The 18078-nt window shown below is 67.7% G+C and carries 19 protein-coding genes and 1 riboswitch; of the genes, 1 reads left to right on the top strand and 18 read right to left on the bottom strand.

Features of this window, described 5'->3' with window-relative positions:
- Positions 1-11: 11 nt before the first annotated feature.
- From hisG to WS87_RS02665, 15 genes are all read right to left on the bottom strand, one after another.
- Complete coding sequence (gene hisG / locus WS87_RS02735; protein ID WP_006751807.1) at positions 12-665, bottom strand: ATP phosphoribosyltransferase; 654 nt, start codon at positions 663-665, stop codon at positions 12-14.
- Positions 662-2011 (bottom strand): UDP-N-acetylglucosamine 1-carboxyvinyltransferase, encoded by a 1350-nt coding sequence (murA, locus tag WS87_RS02730; RefSeq protein ID WP_059535635.1) that lies wholly within the window; start codon positions 2009-2011, stop codon positions 662-664. Before murA ends, hisG begins: the two co-directional genes overlap by 4 nt.
- 13 nt (positions 2012-2024) lie before the next feature.
- Entirely contained in the window at positions 2025-2264 is a 240-nt protein-coding gene (locus WS87_RS02725) for a BolA family protein (protein WP_006477131.1), read from the bottom strand.
- A 50-nt stretch (positions 2265-2314) separates the two neighbouring features.
- Complete coding sequence (locus WS87_RS02720) at positions 2315-3070, bottom strand: ABC transporter permease (protein WP_059820890.1); 756 nt, start codon at positions 3068-3070, stop codon at positions 2315-2317.
- Positions 3067-3993: an ABC transporter ATP-binding protein gene (locus WS87_RS02715; protein ID WP_059535631.1), complete on the bottom strand. Its 927-nt coding sequence runs from the start codon at positions 3991-3993 to the stop codon at positions 3067-3069. The genes WS87_RS02720 and WS87_RS02715 overlap by 4 nt, the downstream gene beginning before the upstream one ends.
- 192 nt (positions 3994-4185) lie before the next feature.
- Positions 4186-4461 (bottom strand): STAS domain-containing protein, encoded by a 276-nt coding sequence (locus WS87_RS02710; RefSeq protein WP_059820889.1) that lies wholly within the window; start codon positions 4459-4461, stop codon positions 4186-4188.
- Positions 4458-5087: an MlaC/ttg2D family ABC transporter substrate-binding protein gene (locus tag WS87_RS02705; RefSeq protein ID WP_059535680.1), complete on the bottom strand. Its 630-nt coding sequence runs from the start codon at positions 5085-5087 to the stop codon at positions 4458-4460. The genes WS87_RS02710 and WS87_RS02705 overlap by 4 nt, the downstream gene beginning before the upstream one ends.
- Positions 5088-5197: 110 nt before the next feature.
- On the bottom strand, positions 5198-6163 hold the full coding sequence (locus WS87_RS02700; protein ID WP_059820888.1) for an MlaA family lipoprotein: 966 nt from the start codon (positions 6161-6163) through the stop codon (positions 5198-5200).
- A gap of 32 nt (positions 6164-6195) precedes the next feature.
- On the bottom strand, positions 6196-6756 hold the full coding sequence (gene mlaD, locus WS87_RS02695) for an outer membrane lipid asymmetry maintenance protein MlaD (RefSeq protein ID WP_059820887.1): 561 nt from the start codon (positions 6754-6756) through the stop codon (positions 6196-6198).
- Positions 6757-6780: 24 nt separating this feature from the next.
- Complete coding sequence (gene mlaE, locus WS87_RS02690; RefSeq protein WP_059535625.1) at positions 6781-7548, bottom strand: lipid asymmetry maintenance ABC transporter permease subunit MlaE; 768 nt, start codon at positions 7546-7548, stop codon at positions 6781-6783.
- A complete protein-coding gene (locus WS87_RS02685; RefSeq protein ID WP_059535623.1) occupies positions 7545-8366 on the bottom strand; it encodes an ABC transporter ATP-binding protein in 822 nt (273 codons plus the stop codon). Before WS87_RS02685 ends, mlaE begins: the two co-directional genes overlap by 4 nt.
- 84 nt (positions 8367-8450) lie before the next feature.
- Entirely contained in the window at positions 8451-9575 is a 1125-nt protein-coding gene (thiE, locus tag WS87_RS02680; protein WP_082750779.1) for a thiamine phosphate synthase, read from the bottom strand.
- On the bottom strand, positions 9572-10387 hold the full coding sequence (locus WS87_RS02675; protein WP_039322226.1) for a thiazole synthase: 816 nt from the start codon (positions 10385-10387) through the stop codon (positions 9572-9574). Before WS87_RS02675 ends, thiE begins: the two co-directional genes overlap by 4 nt.
- Before the next feature lie 39 nt (positions 10388-10426).
- Positions 10427-10624: a sulfur carrier protein ThiS gene (gene thiS / locus WS87_RS02670; RefSeq protein ID WP_014898319.1), complete on the bottom strand. Its 198-nt coding sequence runs from the start codon at positions 10622-10624 to the stop codon at positions 10427-10429.
- A gap of 32 nt (positions 10625-10656) precedes the next feature.
- Positions 10657-11793, bottom strand: a complete 1137-nt coding sequence (locus tag WS87_RS02665; RefSeq protein ID WP_059820886.1) for an FAD-dependent oxidoreductase — start codon at positions 11791-11793, stop codon at positions 10657-10659.
- 234 nt (positions 11794-12027) lie between these two features.
- A riboswitch (TPP riboswitch) is annotated at positions 12028-12151 on the bottom strand.
- A gap of 269 nt (positions 12152-12420) precedes the next feature.
- On the opposite strand from WS87_RS02665, the gene WS87_RS02660 reads away from it, so the two are divergent.
- Positions 12421-14190: an ABC transporter ATP-binding protein/permease gene (locus tag WS87_RS02660; RefSeq protein WP_059535620.1), complete on the top strand. Its 1770-nt coding sequence runs from the start codon at positions 12421-12423 to the stop codon at positions 14188-14190.
- A 67-nt stretch (positions 14191-14257) separates the two neighbouring features.
- Here WS87_RS02660 and thpR read toward each other — a convergent pair whose 3' ends face one another.
- The 3 genes from thpR to WS87_RS02645 form a co-directional block, all read right to left on the bottom strand.
- The gene (gene thpR / locus WS87_RS02655) at positions 14258-14806 is read right to left on the bottom strand and encodes an RNA 2',3'-cyclic phosphodiesterase (RefSeq protein ID WP_059820885.1); all 549 of its coding nucleotides are present in this window, start codon (positions 14804-14806) and stop codon (positions 14258-14260) included.
- The gene (locus tag WS87_RS02650; protein ID WP_059820884.1) at positions 14803-16293 is read right to left on the bottom strand and encodes an alanine/glycine:cation symporter family protein; all 1491 of its coding nucleotides are present in this window, start codon (positions 16291-16293) and stop codon (positions 14803-14805) included. The genes thpR and WS87_RS02650 overlap by 4 nt, the downstream gene beginning before the upstream one ends.
- 308 nt (positions 16294-16601) lie before the next feature.
- Positions 16602-18068, bottom strand: a complete 1467-nt coding sequence (locus WS87_RS02645) for a glutamate synthase subunit beta (protein WP_059820883.1) — start codon at positions 18066-18068, stop codon at positions 16602-16604.
- Positions 18069-18078 lie beyond the last annotated feature (10 nt).

The raw sequence follows: 18078 nt of genomic DNA, 5'->3' as shown, positions 1-18078 counted from the left end.
CGGTGATGCGCTCAATTGCCATTCTGCGACGCGCGTTCGAACGCGTCGAGAATCGGCTTGAGCGCCGCGCGCTTCAACTTCAGCGCAGCCTGGTTCACGACGAGGCGCGACGAGATCGCCATGATCTCCTCGACCTCGACCAGATTGTTCGCCTTCAGCGTGCCGCCCGAGCTGACGAGGTCGACGATCGCGTCGGCCAGCCCGACCAGCGGCGCCAGCTCCATCGAGCCGTACAGCTTGATCAGGTCGACGTGCACGCCTTTCGCGGCGAAGTGCTCGCGTGCCGTTTCGACGTATTTGGTCGCGACCCGCAGGCGTGCGCCCTGGCGCACCGCGTTCGCATAGTCGAAACCGGCCGGCACCGCCACCGACATCCGGCAGCGCGCAATGTTCAGGTCGATCGGCTGGTACAGGCCCGAGCCGCCGTGCTCGACCAGCACATCCTTGCCGGCCACGCCGAAATCGGCCGCGCCGTATTCGACGTAGGTCGGCACGTCGCTCGCGCGCACGATGATCACGCGCAGGTTCGGATCGGTCGTCGGCAGGATCAGCTTGCGCGACGTTTCCGGATCCTCGGCCACCTGCACGCCGGCGGCCGCCAGCAGCGGCAGGGTTTCCTCGAAAATCCGGCCCTTCGACAGGGCGAGGGTCAGCGGCGCGGTCATGCTTGGCTCCCGGAGAGGCGGCGCACGTTCGCGCCGACGGCGGTCAGTTTGGTTTCCATGCGGTCGTAGCCGCGGTCCAGGTGATAGATGCGGTCGACGAGCGTTTCGCCTTCGGCGCGCAGCCCGGCGATCACGAGGCTCGCCGACGCGCGCAGGTCGGTCGCCATCACGTTCGCGCCGGACAGCTTGTCGACGCCGGTCACGAGCGCCGTGTTGCCGTCGATCGTGATGTTCGCGCCGAGCCGGTTCAGCTCCTGCACGTGCATGAAGCGGTTCTCGAAAATGGTCTCGACGACCTGCGCGGTGCCCGTCGCGACCGAATTGAGGGCCATGAACTGCGCCTGCATGTCGGTCGGAAACGCCGGGTATTCCGACGTGCGGATCGTCACCGCCGACGGGCGGCGGTCCATCTTCACGCGCAGCCAGCTGTCGCCTTCCTCGATCGACACGCCGGCCTCGCGCAGCTTGTCGATCACCGCGTCGAGGATGTGCGGGCGCACGCCCGTCAGCATCACGTCGCCGCCCGCCGCCGCGACCGCGCACAGGAACGTGCCGGCCTCGATGCGGTCGGGAATCACCGAATGGCGTGCGCCATGCAGCCGCTCGACGCCCTGGATCACGAGGCGGTCGGTGCCGATGCCGTCGATTTTCGCGCCCATCGCGACCAGCAGGTGCGCGAGATCGCTCACTTCCGGCTCGCGCGCCGCGTTCTCGATCACCGTCTCGCCATCGGCCAGCGTCGCGGCCATCAGCAGGTTTTCCGTGCCCGTCACCGTGATCATGTCGGTCACGATGCGCGCGCCCTTCAGGCGCTTCGCGCGTGCCTCGATGAAGCCGTGCTCGATGCTGATCTCGGCGCCCATCGCCTGCAGGCCCTTGATGTGCTGGTCGACCGGCCGCGCGCCGATCGCGCAGCCGCCCGGCAGCGACACCTTCGCCTCGCCGAAGCGCGCGAGCAGCGGCCCGAGCACGAGGATCGACGCGCGCATCGTCTTGACGAGCTCGTACGGCGCGACGAGGTTGTCGACGCGCGACGCGTCGAGCTGCACGCGGCAGCCGTCCGTTTCGCTCTTCACGCCCATCTGGTTCAGCACCTTCAGCGTGGTGCGCACGTCCTTCAGGTTCGGCACGTTGTCGAGTTCGACCGGCTCGGCGCTGAGCAGCCCCGCGCACAGGATCGGCAGCGCGGCGTTCTTCGCGCCCGACACGACGATCTCGCCCGACAACCGGCGACCGCCTTCGATCACCAGCTTGTCCATCCCATGTCCCTGCGATTCCCCGTTGGCGGCCGGGTGTGCCGTGGCGACGCTCTGGACGGCGTCGCGCTCGTTGACGGTGACTTGCACTCAGTGGTTCCGGTTATGCGTTCTGCCATTCGGCGGGCGTCAGCGTCTTCATGCTGAGCGCGTGAATTTCCTGCTTCATGCGATCGCCGAGCGCCGCATAAACGAGCTGGTGCCGCTGGATCGGCCGCTTGCCTTCGAAGGCCGCCGACACGATCGTCGCGAAGAAATGCTGGCCGTCGCCTTCGACTTCCAGATGAGTGCAGGCGAGACCGCCGGCGATGTATTGCTTGACCTGTTCGGGAGTCGGCAACATGAGGGGCTCCTGTCGGCGCGCGCCGCCCGTGGCGGCCGCCGCCGTCGATATCAATGACGCAGTTTGTAGCCGGTCGCGAGCAGCCGCATCGCGAACATCGCGAGCAGCACGAAGAAACCGGTGACGATCGCGAGGCTCGTGAGCGGGTTGATGTCGGACGCGCCGAAGAACCCGTAACGGAAGCCGTCGATCATGTAGAAAAACGGGTTGAGACGCGAGATCTCGCGCCACACGGGCGGCAGCGAGTGCGTCGAATAGAACACGCCGGACAGGAACGTCAGCGGCATGATCAGGAAGTTCTGAAACGCGGCGAGCTGGTCGAACTTCTCGGCCCAGATGCCGGCGATCAGCCCGAGCGTGCCGAGGATCGCCGAGCCGAGCAGCGCGAACGAGATGATGAACAACGGCGCCGCGAAATGCATCGGGATAAACCAGATCGTCACGACGAACACGCCCGTGCCGACCGCGAGCCCGCGCACGACGGACGCAAGGACGTATGCGCCGAAGATGTCCCTGTAGGACAACGGCGGCAGCAGCACGAACACGAGGTTGCCGGTGATCTTCGACTGGATCAGCGACGACGAGCTGTTCGCGAACGCGTTCTGCAGCACGCTCATCATCACGAGGCCCGGCACGAGAAAACTCACGTACTCGACGCCCGGATACACCTCGACGCGGCCCGACAGCGCATGGCCGAAGATCGTCAGGTACAGCAGCGCCGTCACGATCGGCGCGCACACCGTCTGGAACGACACTTTCCAGAAGCGCAGGAGTTCCTTGTAGAACAGCGTTTGAAAACCGCTCATGCCAGACCCTCGATGACCTCGGCCCCGTTCATCACCTGGACGAACACATCCTCGAGGTCGGCCTTGCGGACCTCGATCTCGTCGAACGTGCAGCCGGCCGCGCGACACTGCGCGAGGATGCGCTCGACATCGTCGTAGCTCGTGAGACGCAGCAGATGCTCGCCCGGCGCGCGCGCGGCCGGATCGGTCTCCAGCCCGCGCAGCTCGGCGGGCAGCGCGCCGGTCGAGAACCGCAGGTACAGCTGCAGGCCCGCGAAGCGGCGCAGCAGCGCGTCGGTGCGATCGAGCGCGACGACTTCGCCGCGACGCAGCATCGCGATGCGGTCGCACAGCGACTCGGCTTCTTCCAGGTAATGGGTGGTCAGGACGATCGTGTGGCCCTCGCGGTTCAGCCGCGAGATGAATTGCCACAGCGTCTGGCGCAGTTCGACGTCGACGCCGGCAGTCGGCTCGTCGAGCACGATCACGGGCGGCCGGTGCACGAGCGCCTGCGCGACCAGCACGCGGCGCTTCATCCCGCCCGACAGCGCGCGCATGTTCGCGTCGGCCTTCTCGGTGAGGTCGAGATTGGCCATCACTTCGTCGATCCAGTCGTCGTTGTGGCGCAGCCCGAAATAGCCGGACTGGATCCGCAGCGTCTCGCGGACGGTGAAGAACGGGTCGAACACGAGTTCCTGCGGCACGACGCCGAGCGCGCGGCGCGCATCGCGGAAGTCCTTGACGACGTCGTGGCCGCGCACCGAGATACTGCCTTCATCGGCCCGGGCAAGCCCGGCGAGGATACTGATGAGCGTGGTCTTGCCTGCGCCGTTCGGGCCGAGCAGACCGAAAAACTCGCCTTCCTCGACCGACAGGCTGACGCCCTTGAGCGCCTGAAGCGATTTGTAGCGCTTCTTGACGTGACGGATTTCTATGGCTGACATGACTGTGCGCGGCGCAAGGGCCGCGACGCCTATTCTGTGCTTGCTGCGAAAGAAAATGGGGGCCGGACGCCGATTGGCTGCCCCGCAAAACGCTTGATTATAGGGCAAACCGGCTGGTGGGGCCGACGCAGGAGGCGCGCGGCCTGAAGCGTGCGCGCGCCGGCTGGCGCGGCAGGCTTCGGTCGGACAGGGTCAATGTCGCCCGGTGCCGTCGATGAGCGCGTCGACGCCGTAGGCGCGCGCGAGGCTGGCGAGCTTCTGCGGGAGATTGAGGAGGTCGAGGGTCGCGCCGCGCGCTTTGGCGGCACGTTGCCATGCGAGCAGCACGGCGAGCGCGGACGAGTCGAACTGCGTCAGCGCCGAGCAATCGACGGCGGTCGCGCCGGCGCCGATGCGCGCAAGACCGTCCGCGAGCGCGGACTTCGCGCTCGCGACGGTCAGCGAAGAGCCTGCTTCGAAGCTGCTCACGACGCCTGCTTGCCGGCGGCAAGTTGCTGGTTGCGCTGCGTCAGGAACTGGATCAGGCCGTCCACGCCGCTTTGCTGGATCTTCTCGTTGAACTGCTGTTGGTACGTCTGGATCAGCCACGCGCCGAGCACGTTCAGGTCATACACCTTCCAGCCATTCGCCGACTTGTACAGGCGATAGTCGATCTGGACCGGCTGGCCGTTGTTCATCGCGACCGTCTTCACGACCACGTCGGTGTCGGCCGGATCAGCGCGGAACGGCGGGTACTGGATCTGCTGGTCCGGCTTCAGCTGCGCAAGCGCGCCCGAATACGTGCGGATCAGCAGCAGCTTGAACTGCTCCTGAACCTGTTGCTGCTGCTCGGCCGATGCCGTACGCCAGTTGCGACCCATCGCGAGCTGCGTGGTGCGGCGGAAATCGGTGTACGGCAGGATGTCCTTGTTGACGATCGTAATGATGCGGTTGGTGTCGCCCTGCTTGATCGTCTGCTGCTTGACCTCGTCGAGGACCTGCTGCGTCGCCGTCTTGATCAGCGCCTGCGGGTTCGACTGGTCGACTTGCGCGTGAGCTGCGCTGCCGAACGAGAACAGCGCCGCGAAAACGGGGATCAGGAACAGTTTTTTCATCATAGTGACCTGCATGAAGAGTCGATGCGTAGGTTGGAGCCGGTAGCTTACGCGCAAGTTCGCGTGCGCCACCGACTCAATCGTTTCCGGCTGTAACGAATGTAAATGGGTCAGTGCAGCTTGATGCTCGGGAAACGAATCCCGCCCGGAGCGGGCGGCGTCATCTGCATTGCCGGCACGTTCGTCGCGCTGGCCGGGTTCGGTGCTTCGGCACTGCCCGACGCCGGTGCGGCAACGGCCGCACCCGATGCGCCGGCCGGCGCCGTCGCGCCGCCGATCGCGGCCGCACCCGCCGTTCCCGCCGCGCCGGCTGCCGCCGGTGCCGCGCCGTCGTCCGGCAGGTCGTACTTCGGCAGCGCGTCGTTGCTCGACGCCGTCGAGGCCTCGCCGCGCGCGTTGTCGATCAGCATCTGGCGGCGCTGCAGGTACGCGTTGCGCACGAACGAATACTTGTCGAGCGCCGCGGCATCCAGCACGTCGCCCGCGCCGAGCAGGTTCGCACGCGTGTTGACGAGGTTCACGCCGAACAGGCCCCAGCTCAGGCTGTCCGGCTTCACGTAGGTGAGCGGATTGCCCACGTAGTCGACGCCGAGGCCTGCCGTGTCGCGCAGCGTGCTCGGTCCGAGCAGCGGCAGCACGAGATACGGGCCCGACGGCATGCCGTAGCGGCCCATCGTGATCCCGAAGTCGGCCGTGTGCTTCGGCAGTTTCGCGATCGTCGCGACGTCGAACAGGCCGCCGACGCCGAACACCGTGTTGATCACGACGCGCATGATGTCGCCGACGCCGTCCGCGATTCGCAACTGCACGATGTTGTTCGCGGCGATGTAGACGTCGCCGATGTTCGAGAAGAAGTTCGTCACGCTGTCGCGCACCGGCTGCGGCACCACGTACTGGTAGCCCTTCGCGACCGGTTTCAGCGCGTACGTGTCGACCGTGTCGTTGAACTTGTACATCGACCGGTTGAAGCCTTCGAGCGGATCGCCCTTGGTCGGCGTCTGCACGGTCGCGCAACCGCTCAACGCGGCGACTGCCGCCACCGCGAGCGCGGCGTGCCTGATGCGGATCGTCTGCATGGTCATTACCCTCTTGTCTTTCTCTCGTGTGGTTATTGGGCGGTCGAACCGGACACCGCAGAGGCCGGCACCGCGACCGGCGCGGGCGCGGCCGGCGCGGCCGAGGCCCCCGATGCCGGCTTCGCGCCACCCGCGTCGGCTGCCTTGCTGTACAGGAACTGGCCGATCAGGTTCTCGAGCACGATCGCCGACTGCGTCATCGTGATCGTATCGCCCGCCTTCAGCATTTCGGTGTCGCCGCCCGGATCGAGGCCGATGTACTGCTCGCCGAGCAGGCCCGACGTCAGGATCTTCGCCGACGAATCCTTCGGGAACGGATACTGGCCGTCGATATCGATCGTCACCAGCGCCTGGTAGGTGTTGGTGTCGAAGGCGATCGACTTCACGCGGCCGACCACGACGCCGGAGCTCTTCACGGCGGCGCGCGGCTTCAGCCCGCCGATGTTGTCGAATTTCATCCTCACCGAGTAGGTCGGCTGAAACGACAGCGAGCTCATGTTGCCGACCTTGAGCGCCAGGAACAGCACCGCAAGGAAGCCCACCACCACGAACAGGCCGACCCAGAAGTCGAGAGCAGTCTTTTTCATCGTCATCCCAAAATTTGGCTTGGCTGAGGCTTAGCTGAACATCAGCGCGGTCAGCAGGAAATCGAGGCCGAGTACGGCGAGCGACGCGAACACGACCGTCTTGGTCGTCGCGCGCGACACGCCCTCGGGCGTGGGCTTCGCTTCATACCCCTGAAACAGTGCAATGAAGGTCACGGCGAACCCGAACACGATGCTCTTGATCACGCCGTTGCCGACGTCGGCCCACACTTCGACCCCGCCCTGCATCTGTGACCAGAACGCGCCCGGGTCGACGCCGATCAGCACGACCCCGACGAAATAACCGCCGAGCACGCCGACCGCGTTGAAGATCGCGGTGAGCAGCGGCATCGCGATGATGCCGGCCCACAGGCGCGGCGCGATCACCGTCTTGAGCGGATCGACGGCCATCATCTCGAGCGCGGTGAGCTGCTCGCCGGCCTTCATCAGGCCGATCTCGGCCGTGAGCGACGTGCCCGCGCGGCCCGCGAACAGCAGCGCGGTCACGACCGGGCCGAGCTCGCGCACCAGCGACAGCGCGACCAGCAGGCCGAGCGCCTGCTCGGACCCGTAGCGATTCAGCGTGTAATAGCCCTGCAGGCCGAGCACGAAGCCGACGAACAGGCCCGACACGGCAATGATCACGAACGAATAGTTGCCGAGGAAGTGGATCTGCTTCGTGACCAGCCGCGGCCGGCGCAGCAGCGGAAAGAATTCCAGCACGAGGCGCACGAACAGCCGCGTGCCGTAGCCCGCGCGCTCGAGGCCGCCGATGACGTAACGTCCGATCGCGCTGATCATGCGCGCCCTCCGCCGAGCCCGAAATCCGCAGCCAGCGGCGGGCTCGTGTAATGAAATTTGAACGGGCCGTCCGGCGCGCCGTCGATGAACTGGCGCACGCTCGGGTCGGTCGACGCGCGCAGCTCGTCGGGCGTGCCCTGCGCGAGCACGCCGCCATTGGCCAGAAAATACACGTAGTCGGCGATCGCGAACGATTCCGGCACGTCGTGCGTGACGAGGATCGACGTTGCGCCGAGCGCCTCGTTCAGCGTGCGGATCAGGTTCGCCGTGATGCCGAGCGAGATCGGATCGAGGCCCGCGAACGGTTCGTCGTACATGATGAGCTGCGGGTCGAGCGCGATCGCGCGCGCGAGCGCGATGCGGCGCGCCATCCCGCCGGAAACCTCGGACGGCATCAGGTCGCGCGCGCCGCGCAGGCCGACCGCGTTGAGCTTCATCAGCACCAGGTCGCGGATCAGGTCTTCGGGCAGGTCGGTGTGTTCGCGCAGCGCGAACGCGACGTTCTCGAACACCGACATGTCGGTGAACAGTGCGCCGAACTGGAACAGCATGCCCATCTTGCGGCGCAGCGCGTACAGGCCGTCGCGCGTCTGCGCGCCGACGTCGGCGCCGTCGAACAGCACCTGGCCGCGGCGTGCGCGCACCAGGCCGCCGATCAGGCGCAGCACGGTCGTCTTGCCGCAACCCGACCCGCCCATGACGGCGACGACCTGGCCGCGCCCGAAGCGCATGTTCAGGTTCGACAGGACGAGGCGGTCGCCGTAGCCAAAGTCGACGTCGCGAAGTTCCAGCAGTGTCTCGGTAGGAGTGGGGCTCACGGAGCTGACAGTCCTTTTACGCAGAACGCCGAATTATAGGGCCTGCATTGGAATGATGTCGTGACGCCGTTCCGGGCCCTGCGGTCAATGATTGTCAAATTGTCGGGCAAAACATTGCTGCAACGCAACAATCGCCGCCCGATAATCGTCTGCGCCCGTGACCGCGCTGACCACCGCGACGCTGCCGACGCCCGTCGCCAGCACGTCCGGCAACGCGTCGAGCCCCACGCCGCCGATCGCGACGAGCGGCGCCCGCGCGCCCGCGAAGCGCGCATAGCGGGCAATCCGCGCGAGGCCTTGCGGCGGCGCCGCGACCGCCTTGGTCGCGGTCGCGTGCACGGGGCCGAGCGCCAGATAGCTCGGGCGCTCGTGCAACGCGCGCAACATCTCGTAATAACCGTGACTCGACAGCCCGAGCCGCAGGCCGGCGCGCGCGATCGCGGCCAGATCGGCCGTTTCCAGGTCCTCCTGACCCAGATGTACGCCGTACGCGCCCTCTTCTATCGCGATCTGCCAGTGATCGTTGATGAACACGCGCGCATCGGGATAACGGCGCCCCGCCGCGACCGCCCGCGCGACTTCCCGGCGCAGCGCGTCCGGATCCGCGCCTTTCACGCGCAGCTGCACGGTTCGCACGCCGCACTCGAGCACGCGTTCGACCCATTCGGCGTCGGGGACGACCGGATAAAGGCCAAGTTGCATCGGGCACGGCGGGAATGCGGGCTCGGGTGCCGAGGCCAGGCCGGCGACGCGCGGGAACCGCGCGGCATCGACCGGCCACGCATCGGCCCCGCGCGCTTCGTCGCCGTCGCGCCACGCGAGCGCGAGCACCAGCGCGTCGATCGGCGCGAAGCCGCAATCGAGGAACGCCGCGAGCGCCGCGATCCAGTCGTCGGCGAGCGGATGCGCGGCTTCCAGCGCGTGGCGCACGCCCGCGGCGTGCAGCACCGCGCCGTGTTCGTCGAACCCGATCGCGACCGCGTCCGGCGACGCGGGGCGCGACGCAGCCGACGCGCGCGCCTGCGCGGCACGATCGCCGGCCGACACGATCAGCACGTCGCCGTCGGCCGGCACGTCGGGCGCCGCGACGCACAGCCGCCACGGCGTCGTGCCGGTCGGCCAGTCGCCCAGGCGGGCGCGAATCCGCTCGGCCGCTTCGGCCAGCTCGTCGGCCGGCGGCCAGAATGCATCGGCGAAGCGCACGCTCATGCGCCGCCCCCGTCCTGGTGCCAGAACGGCATCCCGACGACCGGCGTGCTCGCGTGCGCAGTCTCGCGCGCATCCATCGGCCCGGCGAGATAGGCCGCACGGCCGGCCTCGACGCCTTGCGCGAACGCACGCGCCATGATTTCCGGATGCGTGGCCTGCGACACGGCCGTGTTCAGCAGCACGCCGTCGAAGCCCCACTCCATCACCTGGCATGCGTGCGACGGCACACCGAGCCCGGCGTCGACGATCAGCGGCACGTCCGGCAGCCGCTCGCGCAGCACGCGCAGCCCATACGGATTCACGACGCCCTTGCCCGTGCCGATCGGCGCGCCCCACGGCATCAGCGCCTCGCAACCGACGTCGAGCAGACGCCTGCCGATCACGAGATCCTCGGTGCAGTACGGCAGCACCTTGAAGCCGTCCTTGACCAGTTGCGCGGCCGCCTCGATCAGCCCGACCGGGTCGGGCTGCAGCGTGTAGTCGTCGCCGATCAGCTCGAGCTTGATCCAGTCGGTATCGAAGACCTCGCGCGCCATGTGCGCGGTCGTCACCGCTTCGGCGACGGTCTGGCAGCCGGCCGTGTTCGGCAACAGCGGCACCGCGTGACGCTTGAGCAGATCGAAGAAGCCGGCCTCGGCGGTGCCGCCGGTCATCTGGCGGCGCAGCGCGACCGTCACCATCCCGGGGCGCGACGCGGCAATCGAATCGGACAGCGACTGCAGCGACGGGTAGCGCGACGTGCCGAGCAGCACGCGGCTTGCGAAGGTTTCGCCGTACAGCGTCAGCGCGTCGGCGGAAGTGAGGGACGTCATGTCGTTTTCCTGGAAGAGCGGAGGGCGAACCGGCGGCGCTCAGCCGCCCGCGACGGGGTGCACGACGTCGAGCTTGTCGCCCGTCGCGAGCGCGCGCGCCGCATGCTGCGTGCGCGCGACGAAATTGCCGTTCAGCGCGACCGCGTACGGCGGACGCGCGCCGTACGCGGCGAGCGCGTCGGCCACCGTCGCGCCGTCGGGCAGCGTCAGCGTCTGTTGGTTGATCTGGATATCCATGAGGCTTGATCGAATTCGGTCGGCGGCGCGCGTCAGGCCGGCTGGCGCGCGTCGTCGCGGTGATGAAGGAGCGTCGGCCAGCGCGCGGCGTCGCGCCACGCGGCGAACGCGTCGGCATCGGCGAATGCACCGCCGAGCGCGGCTTGCGCGAACGCAACCGCCGCGTGCGCGACTTCCGGCGCGATCATGAAGCCGTGCCGGTACAGGCCGTTGACGGCCAGCGTCGTCGCGCCGTCCCAGATCACCGCCGGGCGGTGATCGGGTAACGTCGGGCGGCATTGCGCGTTCAGTTCGAGGATGCGCGCCTCGCCGAACGCCGGGTGCACGGAAAACGCCGCGCTCAGCAGTTCGAGCGCCGAGCGCACGCTGACGGGCGACATGTCCTCGCCCTCCACTTCGGTCGCGCCGATCACGTACAGGTCGTCCTGTTTCGGCGCGATGTAAAGGGGATAGCGCGGATGCAGCAGCCGCACGGGCCGCGTGAGCCCGATGCCCGGCGCGTGCACGCGCGCGACTTCGCCGCGGATGCCGCGCAGCGCGGGCAGCGCGGATTTCGCGCCGAGCCCGCGGCAATCGATCGTGAAATGCGCGTCGGGCCGGTTCGCGTCGTCGATCGTCGCGTGCCAGTGCAGCTCGACGCCGCGTTGCGCGAGGCCCGCCGCGAGTGCGCGCAGCGCCTGCCGATTGTCGAGCTGCCCCTCGCGCGGCAGCATCAGGCCGCGCGCGAAGCGCCCCGCGAGCGCGGGCTCGGCCGCGTCGACCTGCGCGCCGGCCAGCGCGACGAAGCCACCGTCGAACAGCTCGGCCGGCGCGTTCGCGCGCACGCGCCGCTCGAACAGCGGCGCCTCGGCGCGATCCGCGTGATGCCAGACGACGAGCGTGCCGTGCTGCTGGAAGAACACCGGTTCGGGCAGTTCCGGGAGCCATTGCGGCCAGCGCGCGAGCGATGCCGCGCCGAGCTCGGTGATCAGCAGCTCGGCGCTCGCCGCCTCGGCGAGCGGCGCGAGCATCGCGGCCGCGACCCACGCGGCCGACTGCTCGCCGTCCGGGCCGCCGCGCTCGTACAGCGCGACGCGATGCCCGTCGCCCGCAAGCCGCCATGCGATCAGACGGCCGACGAGGCCGCCGCCGAGTACCGCGAAATCGGGCCGGGAAGCGTGGAGGTTCATCGCGCGCCCTCCTCGCGAACCGCGCGAGCGCGTGCGACGAACGTCGACGCGCGCGCACCGTCCCGTGCGGACGCACGCGACAGCGGATCGGGAACAGCGCAAAAGACTGAAGATTGAGCGGTCATCATTCCTTCCGTAACGCGCAACGCGCGTACCCAAAAGGACGAAACCGGCAGCAAAGGCCGGCCGGGCGGGACTCGGGCGCTGACCATGTGGGATGGCAGCCAGCGCGGCCCGGCGGGATCAGAAACTTCCCTCGCCGGTATTACCCGGATCGGGTGCGAAGGGTCTTTCTCAGCCTCGCCGCGTCGCCCGGAACTGTCCGTCGGCCGCGCTCGAAGCACCCCTGTTTCGTCGTCGGCCATTAGACCATAAAAGCGGAAAGCGCCGCAAACTGTCCCCCTTGCGGCAAATTCGCCGTCGCGTCGCGCCGCTCTGGCACAATGCCCGCAGGCTGGCCGCGCGAGCGGCCGGTTGCCGCGTCACCGCCGGCCTTAAGTGCCGTTTAAGACGCGCGGGCCACCATCCGGACGCCCGCCGTCAGTCGGCACCCCGTCCCGGCATACCGTATCGCGGTGCGCGTCCGGCTCCGCCCGGTCCGCGCGCCGGCTACTCATCAGGAAGCACATGACCCAATCGATCGATCCCGTCCGCTCCGCCTCCGACGCGCCGCAGGACGAGCGCCCGGTATCCGCGTGGAGCCTCATCAAGCCCTACTGGGTGTCGTCCGAATGGAAAATCGCGTGGGGGCTGCTGGTCACGATCATCGCGATCAATCTCTGCGTGGTCTGGATCAACGTCAAGCTGAACAAGTGGAACGTGGGGTTCTACAACGCGCTGCAGTCGAAGAACGTTCAAGACTTCCCCGGTCTGCTGATGCAGTTCTCGGCATTCGCGTTCGCATTCATCATCCTTGCCGTCTACGGCCGCTATCTGCGCCAGATGCTCGGGTTCCGCTGGCGCCAGTGGCTCACCGATCGCTTCCTCGGCCAATGGCTCGGCGATCGCGCGTTCTATCGGATCGAGCGCGACCGCCTCGCCGACAACCCCGACCAGCGGATCACCGACGACCTCCAGTCGTTCGCGACGGCCACGCTCACGTTGTCGCTCGACCTGCTGTCGACGGTCGTCACGCTCGTGTCGTTCATCACGATCCTGTGGTCGCTCGCGGGCGCGCTGACGATCACGCTCGGCGCGACGCCTGTCGCGATTCCCGGGTACATGGTTTGGGCGGCCGCGCTGTATGCGGTGGTCGGCTCGCTGATCATCCAGAAGGTCGGCCACCCGCTCGTGTCGATCAACTACCAGCAACAGCGCGTCGAGGCCGACTTCCGCTTCGGCTTGATCCGCGTGCGCGAGAACGCCGAGCAGATCGCGTTCTACGACGGCGAGAAAACCGAGATCGGCACCGCGCAGACGCTGTTCACGCGCATTCGCGACAACTGGTGGCGCGTGATGAAGTACACGAAGCGCCTCACGTTCGTCACGGCCTTCTACAGTCAGATCGCGATCATCTTTCCGCTCGTCGTCGCGGCGCCGCGCTATTTCGCGGGCGCGTTCTCGTTCGGCGTGCTGATGCAGATTGCGTCCGCGTTCGGCACCGTCAGCGATTCGTTCTCGTGGTTCATCAACAGTTACTCGACCCTCGTCGAATGGCGCGCGACCGTCAACCGTCTGCGTGAATTCAAGCGTGTGATGGGCACGTCGCACCTGAAGGAAAGCCTGTCGCCCGCGACCGAGCACGGCGGCATCAACCTGCACTACGTCGATGCCGCGAAGCTGTCGACGTCGTCGCTGAAGCTCGCGCTGCCGAACGGCAACGCGCTCGCGAACATCGGCAACGTGACGATCGAGCCCGGCTCGCGCTGGCTCGTGGTCGGCAAGTCGGGTTCCGGCAAGAGCACGTTCATGCGCGCGCTCGCGGGCCTGTGGCCGTTCGGCGACGGGGCGATCGACGCGCCGGTCGGCGCACGGATGATGTTCGTGCCGCAAACCAGCTACTTGCCGATCGGCACGCTGAAGGCCGCGCTCACCTATCCGGCCGCGCCCGACGCATTCACCGACGACGCGTGCCGCGACGCGCTGCGCGCGTGCCGCCTGGAAGACTATGTCGGCCGCCTCGACGAGACCGGCCACTGGACGCGCGTGCTGTCGCCGGGCGAACAGCAGCGTCTGGCCGGCGCGCGCGTGCTGCTGCACAAGCCCGACTTCCTGTTCCTCGACGAAGCGACGAGCGCGCTCGACGCCGACAACGAAGCGCGGCTCTATCACCTGCTCGCCGAACGGCTGCCGAAAGCCGCGATCGTCAGCATCGCGCATCGCGAATCGCTGGCCGCGTTCCACGTCGGCACGATCAACGTCGAACGCGTGAACGACAGCGACAAAGTCGCCGCGTAACCGAAACAAAAAGGCCGGCGCATACCGCGCCGGCCTTGTTCTCTTCCTCGTCCCGCCCGCCTTCCCGCTACGCCCGCCTGACGGGCACCGACACGATCGGCACATGCGACACGCCGTCGTGCGACAGCCGGCTTTCAAATAACGTCAGCGCGACGAAACGCAGCGCGACCGGCCGCCCGGTCGCACCGCCGTGCGCGGGCTGCCCGTCCGCGTCGCGCGGCAGCCGCGCGAGCGTGACGTGCGGCCTGAACGGCCGTCGGTCGGCCGGCACGCCCAGTTCGAGCAGCAGCGCGGACAAGTCGGCATTCAGCGCCGCACAGGCGGGATCGGGCGCGAGTTCCGCGACGATCAGTCTCGCGCGCGGCAGGCTCGGCCACCAAGCAATCCGCTCGACCGGCTGCAACGGCAGCGCATGCGCGGCCGCGAGCGCCGGCAGGCGTGCGGCCAGCGCGTCGCAACGCGCGCGTTCGATCGCGCCGATGAACGCGAGCGTCACGTGCAGTTGCGCGGGCAGCGTGCGCCGCGCGCCTCGGGTGACCGGCAGCGCGTGCAGCGCGTCGCGCGATGCCGCATCGGGCATCAGCGCGACGAACGCACGGAGCCGGTCGCCGTTCATGACTCGCGCACCGCCACGCGCGCCTCGGCCACCGCATCGGCCGACACCGGACGCTGCAGCAGCGGGCCGTGCTCGCCCCACACGTCGGCCGGCAGCACGCGCGCGAGCTCGGGAATCGTGTTGCGCGTGAACACCGGATCGGCAATGCCCTCCGCGCGCTGGCGGCGATAGTCGCGCCACGCGGCATGCGCATACTTGCCGAGCGCGAGGATCGCGACCAGGTTGATGATCGCCATCAGCCCCATGCTCGTATCGGCCATCGCCCATACGAGTGGCAGTTGCCCGACGCTGCCGAACATCACCATGCCGAGCACCGCGATGCGGAACAGCGGCAGCACGCCGCGCCGCTTCGTGATGAAGTCGACGTTGCCTTCCGCGTAGGCGTAATTGCCGATCACCGACGAGTACGCGAAGAAGAAGATCGCAACGGCCATGTAGATGCCGCCCCAGTCGCCGACGTGGCTCGCGATCGCGCGCTGCGTGAGCGCCGCGCCCTCCATGCCGGTGCCGAGTTCGTACTGGCCCGACAGCAGGATCACGAACGCGGTCGCGCTGCAGATGACGATCGTGTCGACGAACACGCCGAGCATCTGGATCAGCCCCTGCACGACCGGATGCCGCACGCTCGCGGTCGCGGCCGCGTTCGGCGCGCTACCCATGCCGGCCTCGTTCGAGAACAATCCGCGCTTCACGCCCATCGCGACCGCCTGGCTGACCGCATAGCCGGTCAGGCCGCCTGCCGCCTGCTCGAGCCCGAACGCGCTCTTTACGATCAGCGCGATCACGCCCGGCACCAGCGCGACGTGCGTCGCGACCGCGTAGACGGCCAGCGCGAGGTAGCCGATCGCCATCACCGGCACGATCACCTGCGCGACCGACGCGATGCGGCGAATCCCGCCGAAGATGAGCGGCGCGGTGAGCAGCACGAGGCCGAGGCCGACCGTCTCGCGGCTCCAGCCGAACGACGTATGGAACGCATCGGCGATCGCATTGGCCTGCACCGCGTTGAACACGAAGCCGAACGCGAGGATCAGCGACAGCGAGAACAGCACGCCGAAGCCGCGCGAGCGCAGGCCCGTCTGGATGTAGTACGCGGGGCCGCCGCGATAGCTGCCGTCCGGATGCGACACCTTGAAGATCTGCGCGAGCGTCGCCTCGACGAACGCCGACGACATCCCGACGAGCGCCGTCATCCACATCCAGAAGATCGCGCCCGGCCCGCCGACCGTCAGCGCGACCGCGACACCGGCGATGTTGCCGGTGCCCACGCGGCTCGCGAGGCCGGTCGCGAACGCCTGGAACGACGAGATGCTGCCCGGCTCGCCCTTGCTGCCGACCAGCTTGATGCTGAGGAGCAGCGCCTTCAGCTGGATCATCCGGAACCGCAACGTGAACCACGCGCCGGCGCCGAGCAGCAGCGCGATCAGCACGTAATTCCACAGCACGCCGTTGACGGCGTCGATCAGCCCATGCACGAATGCTTCCATTCAGAGTCCTTGTAAATGGGGTCAGTCAAATGCGGCGGCCGCGCGAACGCGGCCGGTCGGGCGACATGATATGACAATTTCCAAGAATTATTACAAAACGAAAGGTTTCCGGATCGCGGAACATCGGTACCTGATGTGATCAGGTTAGGCGACGCTTCGGAAAGATGCGGGGGCGCGCGGCGGGCGACAGCGGACGACGGATACCTGCCTGAGGACAATTGAATATCGGCGGAACGCCGCACCACAAAAAAAACCGGGCGCCCTTTCGGACGCCCGGTTTTCCTCGAAACCCGCTCGCGCGCTTCAGCTTAGCGCGGCAGTTCCGAATGCCCCATCAGGTACGCATCGACCGAACGCGCGCACTGGCGGCCTTCGCGGATCGCCCAGACGACGAGCGACTGGCCGCGGCGCATGTCGCCTGCCGCGAACACCTTGTCGACCGACGTGTAGTACGAGCGATCGCCTTCGGTCGCCGCGCGCGCGTTGCCGCGTGCGTCCTTCGCGACGCCGAACGCCTCGAGCACGGTGGCTGCCGGCTGCGTGAAGCCCATCGCGAGCAGCACCAGGTCGGCCTTCATCTCGAACTCGGAGCCCGGCACTTCCTGCATCTTGCCGTCCTTCCACTCGACGCGCACCGCGATCAGCTTCTCGACCTTGCCGTTCTTGCCTTCGAGACGCTTCGTCGCGACCGCCCAGTCACGCTCGCAGCCTTCCTCGTGCGACGACGACGTGCGCAGCTTGATCGGCCAGTACGGCCACACGAGCGGCTTGTTTTCCTCTTCCGGCGGCTGCGGCAGCAGTTCGAACTGCGTAACCTGCTTCGCGCCGTGACGGTTCGACGTGCCGACGCAGTCCGAACCCGTATCGCCGCCGCCGATCACGATCACGTGCTTGCCCTTCGCGAGCAGCTGATCGACGAGCTTGTCGCCCGCGTTCACGCGGTTCTGCTGCGGCAGGAAGTCCATCGCGAAATGCACGCCGGCGAGCTCGCGGCCCGGCACCGGCAAATCGCGCGGCGTTTCCGAACCGCCCGCGATCACGACCGCGTCGAATTCTTCCTTCAGCTTCTCCGGCGAAATGGTTTCCTTCGCCATGTTGCCGATCGAGTCCGGCAGCGCGTCCTTGCCGATGAACACGCTGGTGCGGAACGTCACGCCTTCCGCTTCCATCTGGCGCATGCGGCGATCGATCAGCCACTTCTCGAGCTTGAAGTCGGGGATCCCGTAACGCAGCAGGCCGCCGATGCGGTCGTTCTTCTCGAACACCGTCACGTCGTGGCCGGCGCGCGCGAGCTGCTGCGCGGCCGCGAGACCCGCGGGGCCGGAACCGACGACCGCGACCTTCTTGCCCGTCTTGTGCTCGGCCGGCAGCGGCTTCACCCAGCCTTCCGCCCAGGCCTTGTCGATGATCGCGTGCTCGATCGACTTGATGCCGACCGGATCCTCGTTGATCCCGAGCGTGCAGGCTGCCTCGCACGGCGCCGGGCAGATACGGCCCGTGAACTCGGGGAAGTTGTTGGTCGAATGCAGGACTTCGATCGCCTGCTGCCAGTCCTGGCGGTAAACGAGATCGTTGAAGTCCGGGATGATGTTGTTGACCGGGCAGCCGTTGTTGCAGAACGGGATGCCGCAATCCATGCAGCGCGCGCCCTGGACCTTCGCGTCCGCGTCGGTCAGCGCCGCGACGAATTCCTTGTAGTGCTTCACGCGCGTGAGCGGTGCTTCGTACGCCTCGTGGCGGCGTTCGAACTCCAGAAAACCGGTTGCCTTGCCCATAAGGTGCTCT

Source organism: Burkholderia sp. MSMB0856 (genome assembly GCF_001524645.2).
In the GTDB taxonomy this organism is placed as follows: Bacteria; Pseudomonadota; Gammaproteobacteria; order Burkholderiales; family Burkholderiaceae; genus Burkholderia; species Burkholderia diffusa.
This window is presented reverse-complemented; position numbering and strand designations above follow the sequence as displayed.